28 protein-coding genes and 2 pseudogenes are annotated in these 26,649 nt (G+C 69.1%); 8 read left to right on the top strand and 22 right to left on the bottom strand.

The features are described from left to right. Positions 1-347 precede the first annotated feature (347 nt). Together ACWEVO_RS00775 and ACWEVO_RS00770 are read left to right on the top strand one after the other, a co-directional pair. Positions 348-1,136: a GNAT family N-acetyltransferase gene (locus ACWEVO_RS00775; protein ID WP_452305460.1), complete on the top strand. Its 789-nt coding sequence runs from the start codon at positions 348-350 to the stop codon at positions 1,134-1,136. A 182-nt stretch (positions 1,137-1,318) separates the two neighbouring features. Next, positions 1,319-2,095 carry a DUF4253 domain-containing protein gene (locus tag ACWEVO_RS00770; RefSeq protein ID WP_452305459.1) on the top strand — a complete coding sequence of 259 codons (777 nt, stop codon included), beginning with the start codon at positions 1,319-1,321 and terminating at the stop codon, positions 2,093-2,095. A 219-nt stretch (positions 2,096-2,314) separates the two neighbouring features. On the opposite strand, the gene ACWEVO_RS00765 is transcribed toward ACWEVO_RS00770, so the two are convergent. The 4 genes from ACWEVO_RS00765 to ACWEVO_RS00750 all read right to left on the bottom strand — a co-directional run bounded on the left by ACWEVO_RS00765 (position 2,315) and on the right by ACWEVO_RS00750 (position 6,295). Further along, positions 2,315-2,503 carry a hypothetical protein gene (locus tag ACWEVO_RS00765; protein ID WP_452305458.1) on the bottom strand — a complete coding sequence of 63 codons (189 nt, stop codon included), beginning with the start codon at positions 2,501-2,503 and terminating at the stop codon, positions 2,315-2,317. Positions 2,504-2,535: 32 nt separating this feature from the next. After that, positions 2,536-3,909, bottom strand: coding sequence for an IS607 family element RNA-guided endonuclease TnpB (gene tnpB, locus ACWEVO_RS00760; RefSeq protein ID WP_452305477.1), 1,374 nt, complete (start codon positions 3,907-3,909; stop codon positions 2,536-2,538). Positions 3,910-4,550: 641 nt separating this feature from the next. Further along, the gene (locus tag ACWEVO_RS00755; RefSeq protein WP_452305457.1) at positions 4,551-5,033 is read right to left on the bottom strand and encodes an SRPBCC family protein; all 483 of its coding nucleotides are present in this window, start codon (positions 5,031-5,033) and stop codon (positions 4,551-4,553) included. 197 nt (positions 5,034-5,230) lie between these two features. Continuing rightward, on the bottom strand, positions 5,231-6,295 hold the full coding sequence (locus tag ACWEVO_RS00750; protein ID WP_452305456.1) for a glycoside hydrolase family 18 protein: 1,065 nt from the start codon (positions 6,293-6,295) through the stop codon (positions 5,231-5,233). 203 nt (positions 6,296-6,498) lie between these two features. Between ACWEVO_RS00750 and ACWEVO_RS00745 the strand changes: the two genes are divergently transcribed. Continuing rightward, positions 6,499-6,894 carry a VOC family protein gene (locus ACWEVO_RS00745; RefSeq protein WP_452305455.1) on the top strand — a complete coding sequence of 132 codons (396 nt, stop codon included), beginning with the start codon at positions 6,499-6,501 and terminating at the stop codon, positions 6,892-6,894. 147 nt (positions 6,895-7,041) lie between these two features. Here ACWEVO_RS00745 and ACWEVO_RS00740 read toward each other — a convergent pair whose 3' ends face one another. From ACWEVO_RS00740 to ACWEVO_RS00730, 3 genes are read right to left on the bottom strand one after another with little or no spacing between them, the layout of a single operon-like run. Beyond that, complete coding sequence (locus tag ACWEVO_RS00740) at positions 7,042-8,106, bottom strand: ABC transporter permease (protein ID WP_452305454.1); 1,065 nt, start codon at positions 8,104-8,106, stop codon at positions 7,042-7,044. Beyond that, positions 8,103-9,023 carry an ABC transporter ATP-binding protein gene (locus ACWEVO_RS00735; RefSeq protein ID WP_452305453.1) on the bottom strand — a complete coding sequence of 307 codons (921 nt, stop codon included), beginning with the start codon at positions 9,021-9,023 and terminating at the stop codon, positions 8,103-8,105. The genes ACWEVO_RS00740 and ACWEVO_RS00735 overlap by 4 nt, the downstream gene beginning before the upstream one ends. Then, on the bottom strand, positions 9,020-9,460 hold the full coding sequence (locus ACWEVO_RS00730) for a GntR family transcriptional regulator (RefSeq protein WP_452305476.1): 441 nt from the start codon (positions 9,458-9,460) through the stop codon (positions 9,020-9,022). Before ACWEVO_RS00730 ends, ACWEVO_RS00735 begins: the two co-directional genes overlap by 4 nt. A 350-nt stretch (positions 9,461-9,810) precedes the next feature. Here ACWEVO_RS00730 and ACWEVO_RS00725 point away from each other — a divergent pair. After that, positions 9,811-10,724, top strand: a pseudogene (locus tag ACWEVO_RS00725) (aminoglycoside phosphotransferase family protein). A 182-nt stretch (positions 10,725-10,906) separates the two neighbouring features. Here ACWEVO_RS00725 and ACWEVO_RS00720 read toward each other — a convergent pair. The 5 genes from ACWEVO_RS00720 to ACWEVO_RS00700 form a co-directional block, all read right to left on the bottom strand. Beyond that, positions 10,907-11,530, bottom strand: coding sequence for a hypothetical protein (locus ACWEVO_RS00720; RefSeq protein ID WP_452305452.1), 624 nt, complete (start codon positions 11,528-11,530; stop codon positions 10,907-10,909). 136 nt (positions 11,531-11,666) lie between these two features. Further along, a complete protein-coding gene (locus ACWEVO_RS00715; protein WP_452305451.1) occupies positions 11,667-12,050 on the bottom strand; it encodes a VOC family protein in 384 nt (127 codons plus the stop codon). 117 nt (positions 12,051-12,167) lie between these two features. After that, positions 12,168-12,512 carry a hypothetical protein gene (locus tag ACWEVO_RS00710; RefSeq protein ID WP_452305450.1) on the bottom strand — a complete coding sequence of 115 codons (345 nt, stop codon included), beginning with the start codon at positions 12,510-12,512 and terminating at the stop codon, positions 12,168-12,170. Positions 12,513-12,928: 416 nt separating this feature from the next. After that, positions 12,929-13,801, bottom strand: coding sequence for an alpha/beta fold hydrolase (locus ACWEVO_RS00705; RefSeq protein ID WP_452305449.1), 873 nt, complete (start codon positions 13,799-13,801; stop codon positions 12,929-12,931). Between the two features lie 106 nt (positions 13,802-13,907). Further along, entirely contained in the window at positions 13,908-14,366 is a 459-nt protein-coding gene (locus tag ACWEVO_RS00700; protein ID WP_452305448.1) for an Lrp/AsnC family transcriptional regulator, read from the bottom strand. A gap of 51 nt (positions 14,367-14,417) precedes the next feature. On the opposite strand from ACWEVO_RS00700, the gene ACWEVO_RS00695 reads away from it, so the two are divergent. Together ACWEVO_RS00695 and ACWEVO_RS00690 are read left to right on the top strand one after the other, a co-directional pair. Continuing rightward, positions 14,418-15,311 carry an LLM class flavin-dependent oxidoreductase gene (locus tag ACWEVO_RS00695; RefSeq protein ID WP_452305447.1) on the top strand — a complete coding sequence of 298 codons (894 nt, stop codon included), beginning with the start codon at positions 14,418-14,420 and terminating at the stop codon, positions 15,309-15,311. Positions 15,312-15,537: 226 nt separating this feature from the next. After that, positions 15,538-15,585 (top strand): annotated as a pseudogene (locus ACWEVO_RS00690) (nucleoside deaminase); the annotation flags it as partial. Positions 15,586-15,737: 152 nt separating this feature from the next. Here the strand turns inward: ACWEVO_RS00690 and ACWEVO_RS00685 are convergent. Both ACWEVO_RS00685 and ACWEVO_RS00680 read right to left on the bottom strand, forming a co-directional pair. Continuing rightward, complete coding sequence (locus ACWEVO_RS00685; protein ID WP_452305446.1) at positions 15,738-16,028, bottom strand: LysE family translocator; 291 nt, start codon at positions 16,026-16,028, stop codon at positions 15,738-15,740. Positions 16,029-16,050: 22 nt separating this feature from the next. Next, positions 16,051-16,347 (bottom strand): LysE family translocator, encoded by a 297-nt coding sequence (locus ACWEVO_RS00680; RefSeq protein ID WP_452305445.1) that lies wholly within the window; start codon positions 16,345-16,347, stop codon positions 16,051-16,053. 408 nt (positions 16,348-16,755) lie between these two features. Here ACWEVO_RS00680 and ACWEVO_RS00675 point away from each other — a divergent pair, with 408 nt between their 5' ends. Continuing rightward, complete coding sequence (locus ACWEVO_RS00675; RefSeq protein WP_452305444.1) at positions 16,756-17,469, top strand: MBL fold metallo-hydrolase; 714 nt, start codon at positions 16,756-16,758, stop codon at positions 17,467-17,469. Positions 17,470-17,666: 197 nt separating this feature from the next. On the opposite strand, the gene ACWEVO_RS00670 is transcribed toward ACWEVO_RS00675, so the two are convergent. The 8 genes from ACWEVO_RS00670 to ACWEVO_RS00635 form a co-directional block, all read right to left on the bottom strand. Continuing rightward, on the bottom strand, positions 17,667-18,623 hold the full coding sequence (locus ACWEVO_RS00670) for a sulfotransferase family protein (RefSeq protein WP_452305443.1): 957 nt from the start codon (positions 18,621-18,623) through the stop codon (positions 17,667-17,669). A gap of 416 nt (positions 18,624-19,039) precedes the next feature. Continuing rightward, positions 19,040-20,545: an alpha/beta hydrolase family protein gene (locus ACWEVO_RS00665; protein WP_452305442.1), complete on the bottom strand. Its 1,506-nt coding sequence runs from the start codon at positions 20,543-20,545 to the stop codon at positions 19,040-19,042. Positions 20,546-20,628: 83 nt separating this feature from the next. Continuing rightward, on the bottom strand, positions 20,629-21,279 hold the full coding sequence (locus ACWEVO_RS00660; protein ID WP_452305441.1) for a response regulator: 651 nt from the start codon (positions 21,277-21,279) through the stop codon (positions 20,629-20,631). Beyond that, a complete protein-coding gene (locus ACWEVO_RS00655) occupies positions 21,276-22,349 on the bottom strand; it encodes a sensor histidine kinase (RefSeq protein WP_452305440.1) in 1,074 nt (357 codons plus the stop codon). The genes ACWEVO_RS00660 and ACWEVO_RS00655 overlap by 4 nt, the downstream gene beginning before the upstream one ends. 353 nt (positions 22,350-22,702) lie before the next feature. Beyond that, positions 22,703-22,846, bottom strand: a complete 144-nt coding sequence (locus ACWEVO_RS00650; protein ID WP_452305439.1) for a hypothetical protein — start codon at positions 22,844-22,846, stop codon at positions 22,703-22,705. 341 nt (positions 22,847-23,187) lie between these two features. Next, positions 23,188-23,532, bottom strand: a complete 345-nt coding sequence (locus tag ACWEVO_RS00645; protein ID WP_452305438.1) for a nuclear transport factor 2 family protein — start codon at positions 23,530-23,532, stop codon at positions 23,188-23,190. After that, positions 23,529-23,963 (bottom strand): MarR family winged helix-turn-helix transcriptional regulator, encoded by a 435-nt coding sequence (locus ACWEVO_RS00640; protein ID WP_452305437.1) that lies wholly within the window; start codon positions 23,961-23,963, stop codon positions 23,529-23,531. Before ACWEVO_RS00640 ends, ACWEVO_RS00645 begins: the two co-directional genes overlap by 4 nt. A gap of 212 nt (positions 23,964-24,175) precedes the next feature. Next, positions 24,176-24,976 carry an SDR family NAD(P)-dependent oxidoreductase gene (locus tag ACWEVO_RS00635; RefSeq protein WP_452305436.1) on the bottom strand — a complete coding sequence of 267 codons (801 nt, stop codon included), beginning with the start codon at positions 24,974-24,976 and terminating at the stop codon, positions 24,176-24,178. Between the two features lie 237 nt (positions 24,977-25,213). On the opposite strand from ACWEVO_RS00635, the gene ACWEVO_RS00630 reads away from it, so the two are divergent. Next, the gene (locus tag ACWEVO_RS00630; RefSeq protein WP_452305435.1) at positions 25,214-26,296 is read left to right on the top strand and encodes a methyltransferase domain-containing protein; all 1,083 of its coding nucleotides are present in this window, start codon (positions 25,214-25,216) and stop codon (positions 26,294-26,296) included. Positions 26,297-26,649: the final 353 nt, after the last annotated feature.

The following is a 26,649-nucleotide window of genomic DNA, read 5'->3' as shown; positions in this document are numbered from 1 at the left end:
ACACCTGCCCGCTGGGGAGGCCGTGCGATGTGCCCGATGCCCGTACGACGATCCGATTGACTGGCCGAGGCCGACCGGCTCGGCGAAGCCCATGCCGGCCAACACGCCTTCCACGCCGGGCGCGCCGACCTGCTGCGGCGACTCGGGCGCGGCGGCGAGTCGCCGGGGCGTACGGCCGGGGGTTTCGCCGGCAACACCGCGGAGCGGGCGTACCTCACCCGCCGCCGCGACCGCCTTGCCGACTGACCGACACGTTGGAGGCAACCCGTTCCGGCACGTTCGCGGCCCCAGAAGACGATGACGAAACGGCTTGCCGATAGGCGGTGCCCCTGTCATGCTGCGCGGCGATGAGTACCCCCAGCGAACTTCTGGCCTTACATGACGAGCAGGTGCGGGGCAGCATCGCCTCGCGGCTACCGAACAACTGGAAGCCGTCGTGGGACGGCCCTGTCCTGCAGATCGCCACTCCGGGGAGAGGACTCGCCTTCGCTCACGACCTCGACGGGCTCAGCGTGGAGGAACTGGACGCCCTCATCGGGCGCGTGCGTGACCGCGCCGCTGCGCGCGGCCAGGCGGTCGAGTGGAAGACCTACGGCCATGACCGCCGGGATCTCACTGAGCGGCTGCGGCTGGCCGGCTTCGCGCCGGAGGACGAGGAAACGGTGGTCGTCGGTCTGGCAACCACGTTGAACGCGGCCGGCGACGTGCCCGACGGCGTCGCTATCCGCGAAACCAGCGACCTGGCCGACCTGGAACGCATCGCGGCCATGGAGTCCGAGGTGTGGGGTGTGGACTGGTCGTGGCTGGCCGACGACCTACGCGACCGTATCGAATCGGCTCCCGAGAACATCGTCGTTCTCGTCGCGGAGGCTGCGGGCCAGGTCGTGTCGGCCGCTTGGCTGGTCATCATTCCCGGCACGGAGTTCGCGGCACTTTGGGGCGGATCGACCCTTGCCCAGTGGCGCCGCAAGGGCATCTACCGCGCGCTGGTGGCCCGCCGCGCACAGATCGCCGCCGAGCGGGGCATCAAGTACCTCATGGTCGACGCGTCCGAGGACAGCAGGCCCATTCTTCAACGGCTCGGTCTGCACGCGGTCGGTACCACCACTCCGTGGGTATGGAGTCCGACCACCTGACCGACGTTCCTACCCAATTCGGCAGGTCTGGACGGTCAGGGTCTGGTCGAGGGGGTCTGCGGGTGGCGTCAGGGCGGTGACAGCCGTCCGGTCAAGGCGAGGAACCTCCCGACCAGCCCGGGCGGTGCCGTATAGGGACGTGCCGGCTCGTGGTCGGGTCGATGATCGGAGACACTCTCACCGTGCGAAACGACCTCGAGCAGATCGAAGCGGCCTTCGTCGGCACACCACTGGCCGGCCTGCCGATCGGTCACGGCCCGTGGGGCACCGTCCTCGTCGCCGACGTCGAGCCCCGTCGCCTGCAGGAGGCCTGGCAGGCGGCCGAGGCACTGGTGCCGGTCATCGGACGGCGGCCCGTCATGGTCACCGACGACTTCGACGACACGCTGAGGATCCGGCCGGAGCCGCAGCCGGGTCCGTCGGAGTCGGAACTGCGCGCGTTCGCCGAGGCCGCAAGGTCTTCTCAACCCTGGATGGTCTACCGCCATTACAGCGAGGACGAAGAGGTCGACGAGGGCGTGGTCGAGTACTACGCGCGTGGCGTGGCCGGCGTCGACCTCACGGCCCTGGTGTCGGACGTGGCGCTGCCGGCTCCGCATCCGGAGCTGGAGCGGGCGCTGTACGACCGGCTGCTCGCCGACGCCGACCTGCACGCCCGGGTGCTTGACAGCGTGCGGTTCGTGACGCAGACCGACTACTGGTACACGCCGAACAGTGTCCTGCTCATGCTGACGCCCACCAGTGACGTCCGCAGCTTCGGGTACTGGGTGGACTTCTTCGGCGCCCCGACCCGCGAGTACCAGCAGAGGTTGGCCGAGGTGCTGGCGCAGTGGCGTCACCGGTGGGACGCCCGCCTGGTCGCGTCGTGGGGCACGATGCTTCAGTTCCAGGTGGGCCGTCGCCCGACGCCGGGCGACGAGGCGTGGACCGCGGCCGGGCAGCTCAAGGCGCTCGCCTAGAACCTGGACCTGAGCCGGTGGGAGGTCGCCGTCGCCTTGCCCGCCGGCGACGCCTGGTTCGTGCACGACCGGCCCTGACGGTCCAGCTGCCGCTGCTGCTCGACGTCGAGGAAGGCGCCACTGTCAGGTGACGTCACGGCAAGCAACCGTCGCCGACGCACGCGCCGCCGAGACCCGCCGCGAGATTTCCTGGCCGATCCCGCGAAATCCGCGCGGCGCTCAGACGCGCTGGCGCTGCGCGCGCTGCCGGACCAGCTCCTCCACCGCACTCGGCAGCGTTGTCTCGAAGTCGATCCGCTTGGCCCACGTCGAAGTCACCACGATGCGGACCATGCCGTCGTAGAGCGAGCGCACCTCCGCCTCCCACTCGACCCGCTGCTCGGGCGTCATCTGGTACGTGCCGTTCATCGCCAGGTACTCCTGCGGGATGCCGTTACCTGTCAGTGCGCTTTAGCGACTGGTCGGTATGTCCCGCCTTGCGGTGGGACGGTCCCGGTCTTGTCCGCCTGAGCGGGGCCGGGTTGACGTTTCATGGCCACCGGCCCGCCGGGGCGGGTCTTACGGTCGGCTCCACGTCCTGCTACCGGGCCACTCCCGGCGGTGGTCGCCTCGGCCGCGAGGGCGGCGAGGTTACGCGCGGCGTTCAGGTCCCGATCGAGGACCAGGCCGCAGGAGTCGCAGGTGTAGGTTCGGACACGCAGCGGCAGTTTGGCTTTCACCGCGCCGCAGCCCGAGCAGGTTTTGCTGGAGGGATACCAGCGGTCGGCGACGATCCGCCGGCCACCGTTCCATGAGGCCTTATAGCCCACCTGTCGACGGATCTCGGCGAAGCCGGCATCCGCGACCTGCCGGGCCAGCCGCCGGTTGGCCAGCATGCCGGCCACGTAGAGGTCTTCGACCACGATCGTGCCGTACGCGCGGGCCAACCCGGTAGTGAGCTTGTGCAGGCCCTCACGGCGCAGGTTCGCCACCCGCGCATGCGCGCGGGAGACCTGCCGGCGGGCGCGTTCCCACCGATTCGAAGGCCGCCGGCCGGTGCGCCGGTCCGGGCCGACGCGGCGGGACATCCGCCGGGACAGACGCCGCATCCGCTGGGCCGCCTCGTCCAGATGCCGCGGGTTGGGCACCATCTCACCGGTGGACAGCACCGCCAGGTGGCTGATCCCCACATCCACACCGACCACCGCCCGCGGGCGCGTCGGGGTGCGGGTGCGCTCGGCCCGCTCGATTTCGACGCAGAACGCGACCTGCCACCGCCCGCCGTCCCGGCGCACCGTCGCCGACAGAATCCGAGCCGTGCCCACCTCCAGACGGCGGGCGAGCTTACGGGCGGACTCGTGCAGCTTGAGCCGGCCCAGCCGGGGCAGCACCACATGCTTACGGTCCGGCTCCACCCGAATCGCACCCGTGGTGAACCGGACACTCGGCGTGCTACGGCGACGGGACTTAAACCGCGGAAACCCGACTCGCCGCCCCTTCCGCTTGCCCGCACGCGAGTCAGACCAGTTCTTCAACCCACGGGCCAGGTTGTCCAGGCCAGTGTTGTAAGCCTCTTTGGAGCACTCCGGCCACCACGGCGCCACATCCGGCTTCGCCTGGTTCCACGCCTTACGCAACGGTGGCAGCGACCAGCCGACCGCCGGGGTCAGCAGTTCCTCGGGCGTGCCGTAGGAGCGTTCGGCGGCGCGCTGGTCCATGACGGCCTTCACCTTGGCCAGTGCCCAGTTGTACGCCACCCTCGCCGCGCCCGCATGCGCCAGCACCGACCGCTCCTGAGCCGGGGTCAAATCGAGCGCAAAACGATACGCCTGCATACTGCGCACACCCACCCCCCACTCACCCCCTCCGGGATCAGTGTCGGCGACGGGTGCGACACACCCGCAGTCCCTCGCCCAAACACCGCACCAGAACGCGTCTTTGGCTGCTAAAGAACACACTCCCTTGGCGGCAGTTGACACCCCTCCACGACATCCAGTTCTGCGCGGCCGCGCTGGAGCAGGATCTTGGGCGGGTGTACCTCGGTGTCGATGGTGAGGGCGACCGTCGGGTTCGCGCGCAGGGCATGCAGTTTCGGGGCGTTCTTCGACGTGCACAGAATGCTCTGCGCGCCGTTTCAGGTGAACGCGATCGGGATGGCGCGCGTGTGCCGTCCTTGGCGACGTAGGCCAACCGCGCCAGATCGCGGGCCAGCAGTTCCTGGCTGAGCGGCGGGCTCAGGACCCCGCTGATCTCGTTGGGCTGCATCACTGTTCCTCCATTTGTCGCTCCCGGTCGCTACCCGTGGTGGCCGTTGCTGTCTCTGAACGGAGCCGGTGCCGCGTTCTCGACACACCCCGGGTCGGGCGGCGGCGTGGACCCGGTGGGCACGCGCGGGGGCACGCCGGCCACGGGCGGCCTGCTCGGGGCAGCGCATGAGGTCTGCGACCAGCGTGCGGACGGCGTTACGGGTACGACCTCACCGGGGCGCAGTGTCCTCGGCCGCTCCCGCTTCGACGAGTCTGGCGAGGTTCGCCAGGGCGATGCGCGTACCCGTCTCGTTGTCTTCGGCCGGGATCGCGTCGGGAATACCGTCGTGCACGACGACGACTTGCGTGCCGCGCTCCACGTCGGTGAGGGTCGTCGTCATGGTCATCGCACCGGCGAGCGCGGGATCGTCGGTTTCGAACTCGACGACCTCGACCACCTGCCGGCCGGGCACGATCCTGGTGAAGTGGCCGTGGTAGGTGTCGGTGTGTGCCGTCGACTTGCCGGTATTGTCCGGCGCCTCGTAGGTGAGCGAGACGCGCAACGAGCCGCCCTCGCGGGCGTCGAACTCGTGCACGTGGCCGCTCATGCCGGTGGGGACCCGCCACGTGGCGACCGCGGCCGGGTCCAGCAGTGCCTGAAAGACGGCTGAGCGCGGTGCCTTGACGAGTTGGGATACCTGGGTCGAGTACATGGAGTGAATCTAGTGTCCGGCGTGCGGGATCGGGGGCACTCGAGACGTGACACCAGCGCCGAAAGGGCCATGCGCCTACCGGCGTGCCCCGACGAACAACCCTCAGCCACGCCGGCGTTCACAGCCCACCTACGCACCCCACGCAGCGGCGCCCGGTCATCCTTCCTCAAGGCCGACCGGACGGCCCACGACTGCGGTTACTCACAGAACGGGCGGGTCATGGCGGTGAGAAGGGAATTCTCGCTGTCGTCACCGGCGAGCTGCCAGGTGAACGCGCCCCGCAGCCCGTGCCTCGCCGCGAACGCCGATCGCTCCTCAATGGAGTCGGCGTCCTCGTAGCTCACGAACGTTTGCGTACCAGGATGGTAGAGCCACGGTGCGCGGGCGACCGGATGGCGGTGGCGCTGCCATGCCGGGTCGGGCAGCAGGTCACGGCTGATGTCGCGCCAGGTGCCGACATCAACCGTACCGGTCTGGGGCTGGAACAGACCGGCTTGCTCGCCGGGCGAGGTGACGCGGAATCCGCGGCCGTAGAACGGCACGCCGAGCACGAGCTTGTCCCGTGGTACGCCGTGACGCTCGTAGTAGTCGACCGCGCCGGTGATGTTGTTCCACCGCCGCAGGCTGGGATCGAGCGGGTCGTCGGCGACTTCCGCCAGCGGCGCGTTGAACGTCGCGATCGGGGAGAAGCCCGTACCGAAGTCGTAGGTCATGACGTTGACGAAGTCGAGGAGATCGGCGAGCTGCTCGAGTTCGAAGCTGTTCGCCGGGTCGTAAGGGCCGTCCGACTGCAGCCGTCCGGCCGGCAGGGCGGCGGTCAGCAGGCGGTCCTGGCCGAGACGCTCACGCAGATCCTCGACGAGCAGGGTGCAGTTGCGCCGGTCCTCGGGCCGGCGGGTGAGCTCGGCCGGACCGCCCGACACCGGAAACTCCCAATCCAGATCCAGGCCGTCGACGCCGGCGACGAGCTCCACGCATGCGTCGACCAGGTCGGCGCGTGTGCGCGGGGTCAGCGCGGCGTCGGAGAACGCGCCGGCACCCCAGCCGCCGACCGAGATCACGATGCGCAGGTGTGGATACGCCTGCTTGATCGCGGCGAGCTGCGCCGGTGCGGCGGACGGAAGCGTCAGGCGGCCGTCCTCGATTGTGGCGAATGCATAGAACAGGTGGGTCAACCGGTCGGCGGGAAGGTGCTCGATCGGATAGGCGTGCGCGTCTACTCCGGGAAAGTAGGCACCCAGAACCGTCGGCCCCATGATCATCGAAACACCGTAGCAGCGGGTGTCAGAGCCGACCGGGTGAAATCGACGCGATGGGCTTGTCGGCGAGCTGGCCGCGCAGGACCCCGATGCCCGAGCCGACGAGCCGATCGGCCGCGAGGAGTCGGATCGCCGGTTCTGGCCGGACCAGCGGTGGCAGAGCCTGGCCAATACGCTGAGCCCCGTCCGCACTATCTGGGAGAGTCATGACAAGCAGGTTCACCGAGTTGACCGTTGACTGCCACGATCCGGAGAGGCTCGCGGCCTTCTGGTGCGAGGTCCTGAACTTCAAGGTGATCGACCGGAGCGAGGGCAAGGTCGAGATCGGCTCGTGGATGCCAACCGTCGAGGATGTTCGGGCCCGTCAGATGCCGCCCACCCTGCTGTTCGTCCAGGTGCCTGAGGGAAAGACCGTGAAGAACCGGCTTCACCTCGATGTCAGCCCAATCGACGGCAGCACCGAGGAGGAGGTGACCAGATTACTCGGCCTGGGCGCGACTAGGACGGATGTGGGCCAGGGCTCAGACCGGAACTGGGTGGTCATGGCAGACCCCGAGGGCAACGAGTTCGACGTCCTACGCACCCTGGCACCGCAGGCTTAGGCCGCCCGCGGCACCCGCGCCCCGTCACACACCGCAACCGTCACGCCGCCGAGGAAACCTCGGTGCGCCATCTTCCTTCGGGGCTCCGCGTCGATATCGTCCTGCGGCACCGCCCTAAACATTGCCGAGGGGCCTCGGCTGCTCGGGTCAGCCCGCGTTGAGGTTGGTGCGGCGGACGATCCACCAGAGGGCGGCGAGCGCCACCGCGGCCAGGCCCAGGTAGCCGGTCGCGACGATCAGATGGAAGTCGGGGATCCGGCTGCCCGGCTGGTACTGCAGGTGGTGCAGAAGATGGTTGTCGAACTCGCAGGAGAGGATCTTGCCGCCATCGTTGTCGGGCGGGCAGAGGTGTTGCAGCTCGACGCCGCTGAGCTCGCGCCCAGAGGCGTCGAACGCGCCGGACGGCCCCCCGCTACCGTAGTCGATCATGCCGCCCTTGACGACCAGGGCGTTGTCACGCAGCAGGCCACCGTCCGGGCCGCCCACCTGCAGCTGCGCGGACAGCGGCTTCATGAGGGTTGGGTAACGCCACTGGACGAAGTAGGTCAGGCCGATGAAGCCCGCAATCACGCCGAACACGGCGGGGAGCGTGCGTTTGATCGCGGCGCCGAGTGCGACGCCGACCGCGAACCAGCAGATGCTGATCGCGACCGGCAGCATCCCGGTGTTCAGGAACGGCACGTAGTCGAACAGGATTGCCGGAGCGACCTGGGTCTCCAGGTGCGCCAGGTGGTCGCTGACGCCGGCGACGACCGCGGTCACAGCCGCCACGAACAGGCCGAGTATGCCCAGCTTGGTCCACAGCCAGCGCACCGGGGAGACGTCCTGGCTCCAGGCCAGCAGCAGGGTTCGCTGCTCGTGCTCCCTGGTCAGCACCGGGACGCCGATGAACACGCCGATCAGCAGCGGCATGTACTGCACCAGCCGCGACAGGGCACCCAAGGTCAAGACCAGGTTCGAGGACCCGCCGAGCCGCTCGCCTTGCGGAGAGTGCTCCGGGCAGAACGTGTTGTGGCACTGGTGCCACAGGTCCGTAAGTTCCATGGACAGGTAGGTCATCCAGCCCACCAGGACGGCGGCCAGCACGAGCATGCCGATCAGGGCCCAGCGGTGCTGACGCCAGGTCAGCCACAGCAGACCGTGGGGGCCGCCGGCGGACCCGAGATCGTCCTGGTGGTGCGTTGGGGCGGGCGCTTGGGTGACCGCGCTCATGCTGCTGTCTCCAGATCACGGTGTGCCTTGGACGATGCCTTCAGGTAGGTCAGGATCAGCTCGTCCAGGGTGATGGGTTGGGCGGTCCAGCCGGGGGCGACGACGGCGTGCGCCGCCGGTGGCGCCGGCTGCCGGAGGATGAACGTGGACTGGCGGTCAGTGTGCTGGGCCTGCACGACCGCGCCCGGCCCAGGCGGCTGGTCCGCGCGGGGTCCGGTCAGCCGCACGTGACTATCGAGTAACTCCTCGACATCGCCGTTGAGCACGGGCCGGCCCGCGTCGAGCAGCAGCAGATGGTCACCGACGCCACTGAGCTCGGCGATGATGTGGGTCGACAGCATGACGGTCATGTCACCATCGGCGGCCTCCGCCATGAGTTCGCCAGTCACCTCGGTGCGAGCCACCGGGTCCAGGTTCGCCAGGGGCTCGTCCAACAGCAGCACCGCCGGGCGGGAGCCCAGGGCGACCGCCAGCGCGACCTGCGCCCGCTGCCCGCCGGACAGCTTGCCGCAGCGGCGGTCCAGGGGGATGTCGAAGCGCTGCAGCCACGACAGCGCCCGCCGCTCGTCCCACACCCGGTTCATCGACCTTCCGAAGCGGAGCATGTCCGAGACACTGAAGTCCCGGTAGAGCGGCTTGTCCTGGGCCAGGATCGCGACCCGGCTTCCGGCTGAACCACCCCCGTCGGTGGACCTGCCCTTCACCACCGGCCGGCCGTGGACCAGCAGCGAGCCGGAGGTGGCCGCCAACGTGCCGGCGATGATGCTCATCAGCGTCGACTTGCCCGCGCCGTTCGCGCCGACCAGCGCGATGATGCGGCTGGCGGGCAGTTCGAAGCTGCACTCGCGTAGTGCCCAGACGGTGCCGTAGCGCCTGCTTACGTCGCGGGCTTCCACGGCGATGGACTGCTCGCTCATGCGGCGCCTTCCGTCTTCTGGAGCCCAGCGGCCTGCGTCCGGTGGCCGCCAGCCTGGCGCGCCGAGTTCTCGGCGATCACCGAGGCGAGCAGCGCCTGGACGTCCTCGTCCTCCAGACCGGCGTCGCGGGCTTGGCCGAGCCACCGCGCCAGGCTGCTGCGTAGGCGGGCCATGACGTGGGGATCCGCGTGGCCGAGCGTTCCGCTGACGAAGGTGCCCGCCCCCTGCCGCGCCTCAACCAGGCCGGACAGCTCCAGTTCCCGGTAGGCCTTGAGCACGGTGGTCGGGTTGACCGTGCACGAGGTCACGACGCTGCGCACGGTGGGGAGTTGGTCCCCGGGCTGCAGCGTCCCGATGCGTAGCGCTTCGCGCACCTGCCGTACCAGTTGAGCGTAGGCGGGGACGCTGCTGGACCGGTCGACATGGAAGTTGATCACCAAAATCCTCGCTATCCGCTCCGGGCATCGCAGATTGTTCTAATGAAGTAGAACACCAGTCTACCAGCATGGCAAGGACCTGCCCGACGGGCTGGCGGTTTCGAACGGCCCGCCATTGCCTGCCCAGCACGATTGCTGTGTGGGGCGGCAGTCCGCACCTTCAGACGCTTTTCCGGCAAATAGCGACTGGGCGGACCCCGGTCGACTCGGGCCACCGCCGCCGCGCTGACTGCCTGTCGGTCAGATCCTCAAGCCCTGACAATCGTGGCAAGAAGCCGCCCCCTGTTGAATCCGGCTGCCACCCAACAGCTTCAACAGGAGGCTCCGCTTGACAGCTACTGTTGCTCCGCATGACCCACATCGAGCTCGAGATCACCGGGGAGCTGGTCCGGGATCTGGTGCGCGACCAGCACCCCGACCTCGCCGATCGCCCAGTTCAGCTGGGCGCGCGTGGATGGGACAATCAACTGTGGCGGCTCGGTGACGACCTGGCCGTCCGGCTTCCCTGGGCGACTGGGGCCGCGGACGCACTGTTGCGCAAGGAGTACTCCTGGCTGCCGAAGCTTGCCCCGCGCCTTCCGCTGCCGATCCCGATCCCGCAGCGATTCGGCGAGCCTTCTGAACGGTTCCCCCGCCCCTGGCTCATCACCACCTGGGTTCCGGGCACGCCGGCCGACCGGATCCCCGTCTCTCGCGCTGCGGACGCAGCCGAATCCTTGGCCAATTTCCTGACGGCTCTCCACCAACCCGCCCCCAGCGGCGCGCCCACCGGCCGGGACCGCGGTGGGCCACTGGCCGACCTCGCCGACGGATTCGCCGCGGCGCTCACCTCCGCCACCGAGCGGAGGCTGGTCGACGATCCGGATGCCGTCCGCGCTGTCTGGCACGACGCGGTCACCGCGCCCCAATGGACCGGCCCTGCGCTGTGGCTGCACGCCGACCTGCACCCGGCCAACGTGCTCACCGCCGACGGCACCTTCTGCGGCGTGATCGACTTCGGTGACCTCTGCGCGGGCGACCCGGCATATGACCTCGCCGCCGGGTGGCTCCTGCTACCGGACGAGGCACCGACCACTTCTACGCGGCGTACCAACCGACCCCGGACACCACCACCATGCGCCGCGCGCGCGGTTGGGCCATGGCACGCGCGCTTGGCGGCATCCTCATCGGCGATGCCGGCGTCCACGGCCGCCCAGGCGGCAAGCCCACGTGGGGCCCACCCGCCCACGCGGCCCTGCAACGCCTCATCGCCACAATCCGCTGACCCGGCGATTGCCGGTGGCTGATACAGACGGTGCGGCCCACGCCAACCACAATGCGGCTCGCATCATCGCATCACGTGGTGCCGCGAGCCGGGGCGGGTCAATCGCCCGCACGCGGCCCGGCCTCGCAGCCGGCGAGGACAGTGATCTGCAAGCCCACCATTCATGGGCGTAGTTGACGGGGTCACGCAGGCGGTGCGGTGGCGGCCGATCGGCGACCGCCATGCGAGGCGACCAGGGCGTCCGCCACGACCGCGGCGTCCGCCTCGGCCACGTCGGCGGGGTACTCCGGCAGCAGGTCGTCCCAGACCACCATCCAGGATCCGAAGAGCTGCGCCTGGCCCTCCGGCCGGGCGAAGAACCAGACGTGCAGGTGAGCGCCGCCGTCGCCGATGCGGTAGACGTGGGCTCGCGAGACATGCGGCAGAGCCTGCACATGACGGACGATTCGCGTGGTCAGCAGTCCCAGCTCCGCGGCCAGATCGTCGGGAAGGTCCGCCATGTCATAGTGGTCGCGCGGGTACAGCATCAGCACCAGCGGTACGCCGACCCCCGGGACACGGGCCAGCCGCCAGTGATCGTTGAACCAGATTCCGTCGTCGCGCTCCTGACAGTTCCGGCACTCCGCCGGATCCTCGCCGTGCCGAGCGGGTTCGGGCAGCACCGGCGGGCGCAGCGGCGCGACGCGCAAGCCATCCTGTTCGAACGGGCTGATGTTCCACCCCGTCATGCGCGCCAGCGGAAGCCGCCGCTCGCTGTCCGCGACGGCCACCGCATGGTCATAGAACTCGTCCGGACTCAAGGCCATGGTGCGGAGAGTACTACCAAGATCCCATCGAGCTGTTGCCCGCGGTGTCTTGCCTGACGACCCGACCGAGGACGCCGCCATCTGCCCCTCGGGGCCATCGGTGCGCTCGTCTTGAGATGGGGCAGTGGCCGTGGCATCAAGCGACGCAGAACTCGTTACCCTCGGGGTCCTGCATGACGACGTGGCCGAGCACGTCGCCGTACCACTCCTCGCGGATCACCGTCGCGCCGGCGGCGACCAACTCGGGGACTCTCTGCCGGATCAGGCGGGCGCGCTCGATCATGTCCCAGGGGCCAGGACCGGCCACCCGAACATCGATATGCATCCGGTTCTTGCTGGACTTGCCCTCGGGCACCTTCAAGAAACCAATGGCGGGGCCCCGGCCATCCGGGTCGACGATGGACGCCTTATCGGGCCCGTCGAAACCGGATTCCTTGACATAGCCGAGGGCCAGCGCCCAGAAGGCAGCGATCCGCTGCGGGTCGTCGGCATCGCATCCCAAGGTCCAGAAAGTCGCCATGCTGTCAACGTACGGAAGGTGCGACGCGCTGTCATCGGCACGAGCGTGCGGCGTAACCCGTCGGGCGACGGTATGAGGACCCAGCGCCCGGTCGGCGGCAAAATGAGTGAGTACCGCTCAGGTGGGGGAGGAGTCGTCCGGCGCTTCGAGGACCAATACCGTCATGTCCAACAGTCGCTGGTAGTACGCGGCCTCATCGTCGTCCAACTCCGGGATGACGTGGAGGAGTTCCTGTTCGCATGCCGCAAGGATGTGCCCGCGCCCGTCATCGATACTTCCGCCCTGATGCAGCCAGGTACTGACGCAGCCGGCCACATTGGAGTCGAGCAGCACCATGCTGACGCCAGCCACATCAGCGCTTCTCAGCCGGCCAGGAAACGGGGTCTGCGCGTGCGCTTCCCAGAGTTCGGCGACTGCGGCAAGTCGGTCTGTCATGCGAACCAGCGCTCCGATCGTTGACATACCGACTGTAGGCGTACGCGCTTCGGCACGACCGGGTCCTCGTGCAGGGACGTTCGACCACCGACGGTCACCTGGGGCGACGGGGCGCTCCGACATCGACGCACACCTCTGGCGGGTATTGGACTAGATGAATCCCAGCCGTCTGAGGATCTGGTCGGTCCGGCTTGAGGTACTCACGAACGGCGTGGTCGAGGACACCCGCGGGCAGCGGCCAAGCGCCGTCCTGCGGCGCGCCCAGTCGGCCCAATGCGGGAGGGATCGCCTCCATCCAGCCGAACAGGCCGCGTCGTTTCATTCCCTGTCGGTACAGCGCCCGGCCAGCCTCGGTGGGCCAGTGTCGGTCGGCTTCGACACCCACCCCGACTAGGCCCGCGCCGCTGTGAGCCCAGTATCCGATCTGTAGGCGGATGCTGGTGTCAGTTGTCGCCGTCGAGGACGTCGCGCAGTTTGTGGGCGAAGGCCTCGGGCTGGCCGGGGTATCCGGACTCGGCACCGAGGAAACCGCCGTGGTGGCTGGGGAACACGGTCGGCTGCTGGCCGAGCAGGTCGGCGATGGCGACCGAGGTACGTCCGGTGAAGATGCCTGCGGACTCCTCGCCCACCCCGATCACGATACGGGCCGGCGCCGCAAGCAGAGCGTCCACGCTAGGGCGGTAGCTGCTCACCGCCCACGACCGGTCGGACAGCAGCGGATCATCACGCGAGCCGTCGTCCTCGCTCGACAGGCCGAACTGGGCGGGTTCCGGCGGCAGTTGGGCGAAGTAGTCGTCGGTGAACTCGCCGCGCCACGACGTCATGGCGATGAAGGCCGCCATGCCGGCGCTCGACCCCTTGGCCTCGTAGATGGTGCGAACGCCGCTGCGCGCACGCTCGGCGGCCTCGGCGTCAGAGAGCACCGGGATCAGTGGCGGCTCGTGGGCCACCAGGGTGATCACGTCGTGGGGATAGGCCGTCACGAGCGCCAGCGCGGTGACGGCGCCGCCACTGCTGGCGAACATCTCGACCGGCCCAACGCCGAGGGCCTCGATAACGGCGTGGACATCGGTGGCCTGGACCGTCGGGTCATTGTCGGTCCGGCCGTCCTTGCGGCTGCTGCGGCCGAGGCCGCGGGGGTCGTACGTGACCACGGTGCGGTCGGAGAAGTGTGCGGCCAAGGTAGCGAAGCCGCTGGCGGTCATCGGCTGACCGATCATGAACAGTGGTGGGCGTCCGTCGGCGGTGGGCAGCGGACCGCGCACGTCGTAGACGATGCCGGCCTCTGCAGTCTCCAGCATGTAGGTGTTGGTCATGACAGTGCTGACTCCTCCGGCGCTGAGATCTCATCGGCCGAGAACTCGTCGGATCGTGCGCAAAAGGCGGCGGCATCGGGCCGCGCGGAGGCGTTCGTACGCAGGGTCATGAGTGGGCCGGTGTCATGCGCGGGCCGCGATACGGCAGGGTGGCGCTGTAGACCACGTTGGTGGTGGTGCTGCCGAACGCGGCGAGTTCGTCGACGACCTGTTCCAGGTGTGCCATTGACGTCGCGGCCACCTTCAGTACGTAACAGTCGTCTCCGGTGGTGCGCAGGCACTCCAGGAGCTCCGGCCGTCGCTCCAGTAGCCGGTGCAGCGGTTCATGCCGGCTGCCGGGGTACTTCAGCCGGACCACCGCGAGCACGGCGAAGCCCGCCTTGGCCAGGTCGACCTCAGCGCGGTAGCCGGTGATCACACCGGTCGCCTCCAGCCGCCTCACCCGTTCAGTGGTGGCCGATGCGCTCAGCTTGACCCGGCGGCTGAGCTCGGTGATGGGCAGGCGGCCGTCGCCCTGCAACTCGGTCAGGATCGACCAATCGATAGCATCAAGATTCTCGGCCATCGGGCGAATCTAGCGGCGGATTCACGGCGAAGCCCAGAAAAGGCCGGCAAGATGATGTTCAACACCAGACGCGTCGTGACTAGCGTTAGATCTGTGCAAATTGGTGTCAACGTACCGAACTTCGCCCCCGGTACCGACCCCGGTGTGCTGCGGCGATGGGCGCAAACGGTCGAGGGCCTCGGCTTCGACCTGCTGATGGTCTCCGATCACATCGCGGTGACCCCGGACGTGGCCGAGAAGTATCCCGCGCCGTTCTACGAGCCGTTCACCACGCTGTCCTGGCTGGCCGGGGCGACCACCCGGGTTCGGTTGGGCACCACGGTGCTCGTCGTTCCGTACCGGCAACCGCTGCTCACCGCCCGAATGGCGGCGAACCTCAACCGGCTCAGCGGCGGCCGGCTCGTCCTCGGCGTCGGCGTCGGCTGGGCCCGGCAGGAGTTCGAGGCGCTCGGCGTGCCGTTCGGGCGGCGCGGCGCGCTGACCGACGAATACCTCCACGCCATGCGTGAGGCCTGGCGGAACACCGATGACTACAACACGGCCGCGATCCCCATCTGGGTCGGCGGCAACAGCGACGCCGGCATCCGTCGCGCGGTGCTGCTCGGTGACGCCTGGCACCCGCTGCGGGTCACGCCCGCATGGCTGGCGGACGCAGCCGGGTGGCTGAAGGCCACCGCCGACGAGCTGGGCCGCCCAGTACCCGCCTTGACACCACGCATCAAACTCCGCGAGACCCGAGAAGCGGTCACCGCTGCAGACCGGCTCGCCGGCGTCGGCACCATCGAGCAGATCATCGCCGACCTCGACCAGATCCGCCTACTCGGCGCGGAGGCGGTGGTGCTCGACCCGTTCAACGGCGACCCGACCGAGATCCGCCACCCCGAACGCGCCTGGCAAACCCTCGCGGTCGTGGCCGCTCACCACAAATCCCAGGAGGACCGATGACCCCCGACGACGAGAAGTTTCTCCGCCGCGCCGTGGAACTCGCCAGCCAGGCAGGGGCGTCCGGCGAACGCCCCTTCGGCTCGTTGCTGGTCGGTCCGGACGGCACCATCCTGATCGAGGACCACAACTCCGTGGTCTCCGACTCGGATATCACCGCCCACCCGGAGCTCAAGCTGGCCGCTGGGCCGCCCGGGAGCTCGCCCCCGACGTGGCGGCAGGCACCACCATGTTCACCAGCTGCCAACCCTGCCCGATGTGCGCCACCGCGATCGCCCGGTCCGGCCTCGGCCGAGTCGTGTACGCCTTGTCCGCCGAACAGTTCGAGCAGGTCAAGCCGGCCACCGCGCCGCTGCCCCCGTGCGGTACGAGGGACCGGCGCTGTTCGACGAGGCACGCCAGCCGATTGACAACTATTACTAGAGCCGGCTACAGCCGGTCGACGGCGAGACGCACTCCGAGCCCGACGAACACGATGCCGGTCGCCCGCTCGAACAACAGCTTGGCGCGCGGACGCATCAGCACCGTACGCACCCGGTCCACGAGCAGGACCAGCACCGCACACCACAGGACACCCTCGACCAGGTGCACGCTCACCAGGGCGACCGAGGCCGGCAGCGGCGCATAGCCGGATGGGATGAACTGCGGCAACAACGACAGGTACACGATGCCGACCTTCGGGTTGAGCAGGTTCGTCACGACGCCCTGGCGGAACGCCATCCCGGCGGTGACCGGCGGCTACTCAGCCGGATCGAGTGCGGCGATGGCTGCGCGGCTGCGCAGTCGCCTGGATGCCGAGCCATAGCAGGTAAGCGGCGCCAGCGTAGCGCACCGCATCGTACGCGAGTTGAGACGCGGCGAGCAGGGCGGTGAGCCCGACCGCGCTCGCGACGCCCCAAACAAGGCAGCCGAACGAGATGCCGGCGTTGGCGGCAAACGCCACCCGCCGACCGGAGACGGCCGCGGTGCGGACCATGAGGAGCGTGTCGACACCCGGGGTGACGGTGAGAACGGCCGCGACAGCGGCGAACGCGAGCATGGAGGCAAGCACGGAGCCCCATCTAACCACGCCCCGGTTGCCCCGGGTCGCGCCCTCGGAGGCGTGCGACCCATCAGGCTCACCAGCTGTTGTTCAATCCGGCGGCCGTCCACCCGCACAGAGTGCATCGGCGAGGCAGCCGATACGGAACTCGAACGCGCGATCAACATCTCCGCCGAGCTTGAAGGCGCCCGCCAGCTCCATGCCTGGAGCGAAGATCAGCTGGTAACCCGCTGGGCGGGCGTGCGCGAAAGCGCCCGGCCGGCAGGATCTCAAGTGAGATCCGACCGGGCGTGGGCGACGCCCTATCGGATCACAAGGTCAGCGTCATCGCTACTGGCCATAGCCATTATGGCTACGTACCCTAGCGATCATGACGACGATCACAACACGGGACCGGGCGCCGCGATGAAGCTCGGTCCGCACCTGCACCGCATCGGAAATGACATCGTGGCTGCCTACCTCGTTGACACCGATGAAGGCGTGACCGTGATCGACGCGGGCCTGGCCGGCCACTGGCACGACCTGAACGCCGAGCTCGCAAGCATGAACCGATCGGTGAACGACATCCGAGGCGTCGTCCTCACACACGGCGACACCGACCACCTCGGCTTCGCGGAGCGGCTCAGACGCGATCACGGTGTGGCGGTCTATGTTCATGAGGCCGACGCCGCCCGCGCGCGCGGTGAGGTCAAACCACAGATCTCCTGGGGCCGCATGAAGCTCGGCGCGACGCTCGGCTTCTTCTGGTATGCGCTCCGCAAGGGAGGGTTCCGCACCACCTATCTCACCGAGGTGGTCGGCGTGCACGACGGCCAGGTACTCGACCTGCCCGGCGCACCGCGCATCATCGGCCTTCCGGGCCATTCCCCGGGCAGCATCGCCATCCACGTGCCCGTCGCCGACGCGATCTTCGTCGGCGACGGGTTGACCACCCGGCATGTGCTGACCGGACAGCGTGGTCCTCAGCCGGCGCCCTTCACCGACGATCTGCAGCAGGCAGTGGCGTCGCTCAGCCACCTCGAAGGTATTCAGGCAACGTGGCTGCTTCCCGGCCACGGCACGCCGTGGTCCGGTGGAGTCGCGGAGGCGGTGCGGGCAATCAGGACCGCGGCAGCCTAGACAGGCAACGGAAGCCCCCTGGGCGGCGGAGAACTGCCCTGCACAACCGGGCTCGCGATCGAACACGCACCGCGGCCGGCCGAGCCGCACTGAGCGCATCCGGAAAGGCCGCTCACCGACATGCAACTCGCATCGAGAATGCAAAGCTCCGCGGCGGGTTGATCAATGTCCGGTACGGTCGAGGAGAGCCAGCAACGTCACTCATATCCCATGGCCGGGATGACCTTGCCGAGTGCTTCTTCGATCAACTCTCGGGTTTCGACGTCGAACTGGTTGTTGCGCTTCGTTAGCTTGTGCGACTGAAACGATGAAGGAGTGGCGAAGTCGTCAACGCCGAGCTGTTCGAACAGGGCCCGGCGCTGCCCGGGCCAGTCGGCTGCGAGGTCTTCTGCTTTCACCTCGATGTATCGCCTGCCCGTCAGGCCGACCGTGTTCTTCCAGGCGAGCCAACGGTGGTAGACGGGCTTGAGGTAGGCGAGCGCGCCGTCGACGGTGGGCGGTGCCCATGGCTGGGCCAGGTGGGATGCGAGCACTGAGACCGGGTGGCGCTTGATGTGCACGATCGTCGCTTCGGGGACGAGTTCCCAGAGGAAGTCCATGCACAGCAGGTTGAACGGTGTCTTCTCACACCAGGTCGGCTTGCCCGCGTCGGCGGCTGCTCCGCCGAACAGGGTGTCGATCAGGCTCCGTAAGATTCCGAGCAGTTCGCCCCGGTCGCTGAAATACCTGGGGACTACCCTCCGGCGGCTCGGCGGCGCGAACGGCCCGGCAGGCCGGTCGGCGTGCCCGAAGCCTTCCGCGGGCGCGGGTTCGTCGTATGTGTCGGCGACCAACTGCGGCCAGAGCTGTTGCACCGCGTCCCGGTAGCGATGCTGGCCGACGAGCTCGGGGACGGTTTTGCCGCGATCGTCGCGCCGGCCGGGCACTCGTACGGTGAGGAAGTCGCTCAGCCGGTGCAGGGCATCCTCACCGACGGTGGGGTCGTATCGATCGGTGAGGGCGTCGGTCAGGTCCCGCAGGCCACCGGGGTCGATGAGGAACCTGGTCTCCATGGGAATCCGATGGATCAGCGGATGCTCGCCGATGATGTCGGCGATCCGTGATGTTCCCGAACGACCTGTACCCGCGACGAAGATCGGTGAGGGGGAGGGCATGGCGAGCAGTCAAGCTTTCAGCCGAGCGTCTGTGCAAACCATTTATGCCCTTCACCCGCTACCGCGGGCCGAACCTGCACCCGCCGCGCCGAGTGCCTGCCGGACCGCCCCCTCCAACGTGCGAGCGAAGAATTGCCGAAGCCTCCCCGCGCGCGGCATCCTTCATCTCCGCCGACCCGGGCCCAGCGGCGAGCACGGCGGCCGATGCCTGACCAGTTCGACTCCAACGCCAGCAGTGTGCCCTGATGGGAGAGGCAATCTCTGGTTTGTTGCTGGTCGCTGCGAAGGGAAGTGTTCCCCCAACCGTCCACCGCACCGAGTCCGCCCCGGTAGCCGCCACGGCGGCCGCCGAGGCGGTCGGAGGTGCCTTGATTTCCACGCGGTCGGTTGGGTGGCTCGCCCGCCGCCCTGTTCGATCAGGGCAGGAGCAGCCCGATGCGCAGCGCGTACTGCGTCAGCAGCACGGCGGCGAAGGTGAGCAGGCCGGCGCGCAGCAGCACGGTCCGGGTCACGCCCGCGCGGCCCGTCACACACGCCCGCACCAGCAGCACGGCGCAGACGAGTGCCGCGACAAGCAGCAGTCGCAGCAGCAACCATGGCAGTGGCTGGCCAAGCAACGTCATGCCGGCCGCTCCCTGGGCGGCGACGATCGCGACGAGGTATCCGGCGCTGCCCAGCGCGGTGAGCAGGCCGGTGGCGACGAGCCACCGAGCCGGCCTCGCCCCCGCTGCTGCGCCACGACGCCCGCGGATCCGCCGGATCACCGCGGCGATCGGCCAGCTCAACAGGGCGGCAAGCAGCAGGGCGAAGACGGCGAACCCGGGCCAGCCCACCGGGGTCACCGGCGCGCTGTCGTGGCGCTGCCGAGGCAGCGCGTCGCTGCTCGATGCGGGGACGGCGCCTCCGGTCACGGCGGAGATCCACGAGGTCATCGCCTCGGCATAGCCAGGCGTGAGCTGCCCATCGGGGTAGCCGCCGATGGTCGGGCCGCCTGGGGTGTGGTAGCCGTCCTCGGTGACGCGCCCGGCGTGGCTAGCGCCCGGCAGGATCCGCAAGGTCACGCTGGGACTGGCGGTGAGCTGCCGACTGAAGATCTGCGCGCTCTCCCGCGGCGGGACCAGGGCGTCCCGCTCGCCCCAGAAGGCGAGGACCGGCTGGCGGATCCGGTTCAGCACCGGGACCGGGTCGTAGCCGGCGGCGGGGAAGAGACCGAGTCCCGCGACCACCTCGACGCTGTGGTTGGCCAACCCGTCGGCGGTGGTCGCCGTGACGCCGCGGTGGCTCATCAGGCCGCCCAGGAACCAGGCCTGGGTACGTGCCGGGCTCCAGCCGGAGCCGCCGAGCGTGATCAGAAAGCGGACGTCGGTTGATCGTGACGCGGCCAGCGGCGCGACCCAGCCGCCCTCGCTGAAACCCCAGAGGCCGACCTTGTCCGCATCAACGTAGGGCTGGGTGCGGAGCGCGCGTACCCCCGCGAGCGCGTCACCGGCAAGCGCGGAAAAGTCACGGTGGAACTTCGAGTAGTCGGCGCGCTTGTCATAGATGAGCGCGACGATGCCGGCGCTCGCCAGCGCCTCCGCCTCCTGCGTGAGACCCGCGCGGTAGCCGACACCCGATCCGTGTACCAGGACCACGCCGGGGTGGCGTACCGACGTGTCCAGGTCGGCGCGGCGCACGACCGAACCGTGCAGCGTCGTGCCGCCGTTGGCGAAGGTGACCTCGGTGGCGACGAACCCTGCCGACGGCGCGTACCGGGGCGGACCCTCCTGGTCCCCGGTTGCCGGCGCCGGAGTCGCAACGCCGCTCCGCCCGCTGGCGAGGTGCGTGACCCCCTTGCGGGCGAAGGACGGTGACATACCGACAGCCAGCACGGCGACCACCGCGGCGGCCGCGACGAAGAGTCGCTTCAGCGATTTCTGCATACCGAAAATGGTCGAGACAAGGGGCTTCATGGTCCTCGCCGACGCGGGCGATTTCCGCCTCCCTCGCGCGGCGGAGCCGCCCGTCAGGCGCCGGGGGTGATGAGCCCCGACTCGTACGCGCAGATCACCGCCTGCACCCGATCGCGCAACCCGAGCTTGCTGAGCACGTTGCTCACGTGCGTCTTGACCGTGTGTTCGCTGACGAACAGGGCGGCGGCTATCTCCGGATTGGACAGCCCTCGCCCCAGCAGGCCCAGCGTTTCGTGTTCGCGGTCGGTGAGCTGATCAAGCCCAGGGACCGGGCGGGCCCGAGGCCGCGGCCGCAGAGCATCATCGATGAGTTTGCGGGTCACGGCCGGCGCCAACATCGACTGGCCACGGACGACGACCCGTACCGCGTGTACGAGGTCCTCCCCGCGTACGTCCTTGAGCAGGAAACCGCTCGCCCCGACCTGAAGCGCCGAGAACACGTACTCATCCGAGTCAAAGGTGGTCAGCATGATGACGCGCGTGTCGTAGCGCGCGCAGATCCGCCGCGCCGCCTCGATGCCATCGAGGTTCGGCATCTGGATGTCCAGCAGCGCCACGTCGGGATGCTCGGCCGCGACGGCGTCGATCGCCGCCTGCCCATCCGCGACTTGAGCGACGACCTCGATGTCCGACTGCGTACCGAGAATCATGGCGAAACCGGTCCGGACCAACTCCTGGTCGTCCGCCACCACCACGCGGATCACGCGAGCACCGCCTCGACGACGAAGCCCCGCCCGTCCCGCCGCGGGCCGAAACGCACCGCGCCGCCGACCTCGGCCACCCTCGCCCTCATCCCGGCCAGGCCCGCACCCTCACCGCCGGTAGGCACGTCGCTGCCCGTTCCGTCGTCGGTCACTGTCAGGCGGACCTCGTCACGGTCCCAACGTACCGCCACCTCAACCGTCGTCGCCTCGGCGTGCTTGAGACTGTTGGTCAACGCCTCCTGCACCACCCGATACCCGACGGTCTGCACCCGGTGAGGCAGCTCCCGCGGCTCACCGTGCACCGTCATGCCTACCCGCACCCCGCTGGGCGCCGCACGGCGTACCAGATCCGGCAGATCAGCCAGCAACGGCCCGGCGGCGCGAAGCTTCCCGATCGTGGTACGCAGCTGCGCCATGGCATCCCGCCCGGTCGCCGAGATGGCCTGGAACACCGGCTTCGCCGCCGAGCCCGCCTCAGAGGTCATCGCGCCCGCCTCGGCCTGGACGACCATGACACTGAACGCGTGCCCGAGGATGTCGTGCAGATCGCGGGCGATGCGCACGCGTTCCCGCTCAAGCGCGAGCTCGGTGGACTTCCTGCTGCTCTCGGCAGTAAATACGCGCCGCGTACGGACGGTGGCCCCCAGCGCGTACGCGGCGCCCCACGTCAACGTCTCCCGCACACCCGTCGAGATCGATCCGACGGCGACCACTACGCCGACCGGGATGATCGCCAAGGCGGCGATGCGGGCGGGGCGGCGGGCAAGCTCACCGACGGTGTAGATGGCGATGAGCCCGCCATACCAGACAGACTGCGAGGGCCCCTCCCTGCCGACGACCGCGTACGCCTCAATGCCGAGCACGATGACCAGGAAACAGGCGAACGGTGCGTGGCGGCGCCATAGGAGCGGCAGGGTGGTGAACAGCGTCGGGACGTACTGCGCAAGCGTCCAGGGCTGCCCGGGGTGGCGCATGGAGAACAGGAACGGCACGGACTGCAGCAGAAGCGCGAACGCGGCCAGCCCAAGATCCTTCACCGCGAGTGTCCGCACGGAGATCAACTTACCCATCGGCGCAGCCTCAGGCGTCGCGAGGGCGGCCAGAGCGTGAGCCATCCGGGGTAAGGCCCTCGTCACCGTGGGTGCTGTCCGGCACCATCGCCTCCGGTCGTCCGAGCCACCTGCCCAACGCGCTCCGCTGTGGGCCTTCACGAGAACGGACGATGGATGCGGGGCCTGACGCGTCGTGCGGCCGTTCCGGGCTCTGGCCTTAACGGCCGTGTCAGGCTCAGCAGCGGTCAGGCCGATTCGGCGGCCGCCTGACGGGCAGGGGAGCGGATCGGGCTCGGCAGGTCGCCTCGGGTGACGGGCGGCGGCTACGACACGCTCGGCGCGGCGGCACCGCATCCGCAGGACCGACCCGGTCACGCCTGCTCAGCGGCCAGGTGCTCGATCGGCGCGTCACCGAAGCGGGTCGCGCTGATCAGCTCGGCGGCCCAGTGCAGCCAGAACGGCTGTGACGCGAACGCCGTCACGTGCGGGTCGCAGTCCAGCCTCGTTCCAGCCACGACCGTACCCAATGTGGCGGCCCATATTGGACGTTGCCCCCGATACGACGGGAACGACCTCGCTGGCGCCACCTCCTCGAACCGCACGCTCAAGCACTCTGCGAACGGCTTGCGTCGTACGCCCCCGTCAACAGCGGCGAACTCGATCTCAACACTGGCACCGCCACGCCCGGCAACCGTAACGCCACCGCTCACCAACCGCCCCTGCCCATCGCATCTCGACGAAGCCGGCAAATGATCTGGTGAAGCATGCCGAGGGGTGGCGAGGCCGGTGGTCGCCAGCTCGAGCACTGGTCCTCGACGACCGGAGGGTCGAAATCGACGTCGCGGGAGTTCGGGCTTCAGGAGCCGCGCCGGAGGGCGGAGAGGCCCCACAGTTCGGCGATGCGCCCGTCGCATACCCGGAACATCTCCAGCATCGTCGGTGGCGGCTGCCCGGGAATGCCGCGCACGCTCGTGCGAACTGCGGCCTTGCCCTCCTCGACAACCATGTCCTCGACGACGACCTGGACGTCCGGGACCGCCTCGTGGAACCGTTGCCACGCCTGTGCGACGCTCTCCGGCCCAGTGGTCCCGAGCGGGTGGCTGTAGAAGTCTGCCGTGAAGATCTCCGCCACAGCGCCGTAGTCGCGGGTGTTGAACGCTTCATACATGCGTAGGGCCGCAGCGCGCACGTCGTCTGTCATCGGCTCTCCAGGTCGGTCACGTTCGCGCGGATGCGCCGGAGGACCCGCAGCACGACCTCCTGTTCGCGTGCGGTGACCGCGTCGAGCAGCCGCTCCTGATACGACTGGTGGGATCGCACCAGGTCGTCCGCCATCCGCTTGCCGGCGGGAGTCAATGCGGCCAGGGTGTAGCGGTTGTCGGCCGGGTCGAGGCGGCGGCCAACCAGCCCTTCGACCTCGAATTCCTTGACCAGCCGGGTGACGCTTGCGCCGTCGATGCCCAGCGCCTGGCGCAGGGCGCTGTGGCTGGTCTCGCCGTCACGCCGGAGCCGGACGAGTAACTGCACTCGCTGCGGGCCCATGCCCACGTGTCGGGCGAACGCCTGCCGCAACTCGGCGCAGGTGCCGCCGAGCTCGCGGAAAAACGCGTCCTCGGGTGTCTCGTTATCCACCGTCTCTTTATAGCCTCAACTCTTGATCCAATCAAACGTCGTCGACAGGGCAGTCGGGCTGACCAGTTCTGTCAGGCCGGGGGCGGGTTCGACCCCGCTGTCAGCGGCGCACTAGTAGGCGTTCTGGACATCACGGGCGGCGGATCACGCTCTTCCAAACTGACGCTCTGCGCCGCTCCGACAAGCGAGCGGTTCGCATCGAGCGCCGCCTTTCAGCGTTGATCGTGTAGGCCGTCGTTTCCGAGGGCGTCGAGGTCGACCGGCGTGCCGTCCTCGAAGAGCATGCCGGTGGGTCCGTCGGCGGGCAGCATGGCTGCCCAGGCCACCCAGCGTGCGCTTTCTACCGTCGGCCGTCCGTCGTTGTCGGCACCGAGTTCCGGGTGGCTGGCGAACCGCCCAGGGTCAACGGAGTTGACCAGGATTCCGGCATCGCGTAGCTCGACGGCCAGCGAGGTGGTCAGGGCGTCGGCGGTGAACTTGGCCATTGAGTATCCGGGCGCGCCGACGGGGCGGGGCAGCGCGGCGCCGGCACGGACCTGCATCGCGGCCCCGGAGGACACCGTGACGATCCGGGCCGCCGGTGCCGCCTGCAGGAGAGGCAGGCAGGCCTGCGTGAGCGCCCACGGGCCGAAGACGCAGACCTCGAAGGCGGCACGTACCGCGTCGGTGTCGGCGTCCAGGAGGCGGAACGTGTCCCAGTCAGGCATCAGAGCGGCGTTGTGGACCAGCGCGTCGAGCCGGCCGAACTCGGTAGCAAGCCGCGCCGCGGCCTCGGTGATCGTCGCGGGATCGGTCAGGTCGATGCGTACCGCGGTGGCTCCCAAGCCGGCGGCGGACAACTCCTCGGCCCGCAGCCGGGTCTGGTCGAGGTCGCGGCCGGCCAGAACGGCATGGAATCCGCGCGTCGCGAGCTCGCGGGCGACGGCGACTCCGAGCCCGTAAGGGCGACTGGCCCCGATGACGAGGGCGACCCTGCCGGCGGGGTGGTCGTCGGCGCTGGAGGTGGTGGGCATGGGAGACATTCTCCTGATCCCACCCGGCGCCACCTCTTACAACCCCGAAATGCTCCGAGCCAGCCTGCCCGATGGGCCTCTAACACCGCGATCAACGTTCCAGGGACGCCGGGAGCTGAGCGAGGACGAGTGGGCGCGGGCGCATCGCAATCCGGCGGGGATGGTCATTGACACGGCGGCCATGGAGCAGGCCACCAGGGCGAATAGGGGGAGCCAGGATGCGGGCAAGCCGCCCCAGTGACCATCGAGGACCCGGCCCGGGCGGCGGTACGGGCCGAGCGTCGCCGGCTGCTACGGCGCCATCGTGCCCGGCCGGCGGCGGCCGGGTTGGGGCGCTCCGGCGGAGCCAGTCTGTGTCTGGTTTCATCCCGTGTCGCGCTGACACAGCACGCGGTCGGGCGTGAGGATGTGGGCATGAGTTCCTCGCAGCCCGTCGTCGACCCCGCGCCCGAGCCGGACACGACCGCGGGCGAGCCGAACACTTCTGGCGCTGAGTCCAAGCCCCCAGCGTCGGACTCCTCCGGGTCTTCCCCGGATCACCGCTACCTGCTCGACAACGCCCGGGTGGAGGCGGGCGAGCGGTTCACCTGGTTGGCCGAGCTGTTCGACGGTGTCACGCGTGGGCACTTCGACCGACTCGGCGTGAGGGCGGGCTGGCGCTGCTGGGAAGTCGGTGCCGGCGGCCCCAGCATTCCCGAGGCACTCGCCACGGCCGTCGGACCAACCGGTTACGTGCTGGCCACGGACATCAATCCGGCCTGGTTGGACCCGCACGGCGGGTACGAGGTGCTCCGGCACGACATCGTCGGGGACCCGCCGCCGCAGCCGGGCACGTTCGACCTGGTACACGCGCGGCTCGTGCTCGTTCACGTGCCCGACCGTGCCCGGGCGTTGGCGACGATGGTGGCGGCGCTGCGGCCCGGCGGTTGGCTATTGGTGGAAGATGCCGACACCGAGCTGCAGCCGCTGGCCTGCCTCGATGAGGTTGGCCCGGCGCAGCGGCGCGCCAACCGGCTGCGGCGCGCCGTCCGGGAGTTGATGACCCGCCGAGGCGCGGATCTGCGCTACGGCCGTACGCTGCCGCGGGCGTTGCGTGCGGCGGGCCTGGTCGATGTCGCGGCGGCCGGCTGCTTCCCGATCGGTGGGGTAGCCTGCGACCGGCTGGAGACCTCGACGGTGCGCATGGTCCGCGCCGAGTTGCTCGCGGCAGGGCTGGCCAACGACGCCGAGATCGACGCGCACCTGGCCGCCGTCGATGCCAGCGAGCTCGACCTCACCCTCGCGCCGCTGATCTCGGCATGGGGACGCCGCCCAGGCTGAGCAGACGAGCCCATGCCCGGACCGTAGCAAGCACCCTCTCGCGTTCTGAGCCCTGCATTTACGTGCCCGTGGCCAAGGCCCGGAGCGGTCCGGAAAAGGCACGAGCGGTCACACGTTGCCTGCTTGACCTGGAGCACCAACGCGTAGTCGGCAATGATCTTCGCCGTTCCAACGGATGGCCGACACCCGACGATGCACAGTCTTTCGTGTTGGACGACGGTGAATCAGTCCAGGCCGCCGTGGGATTACGGGTGGCCTGCTAGCCTCGATCGTTCACGGCTGATGTCGGGCGTTCCGGCCCCGCGTCTGCGATCGTTCATTGTCGATGCGACCGGGTCCGGGGCATGGTGGTG

The organism is Micromonospora sp. NPDC003776 (assembly GCF_053605645.1).
The sequence above is the reverse complement of the archived record's forward strand: the minus strand, read 5'-3'. Positions and strand labels throughout refer to the sequence as shown.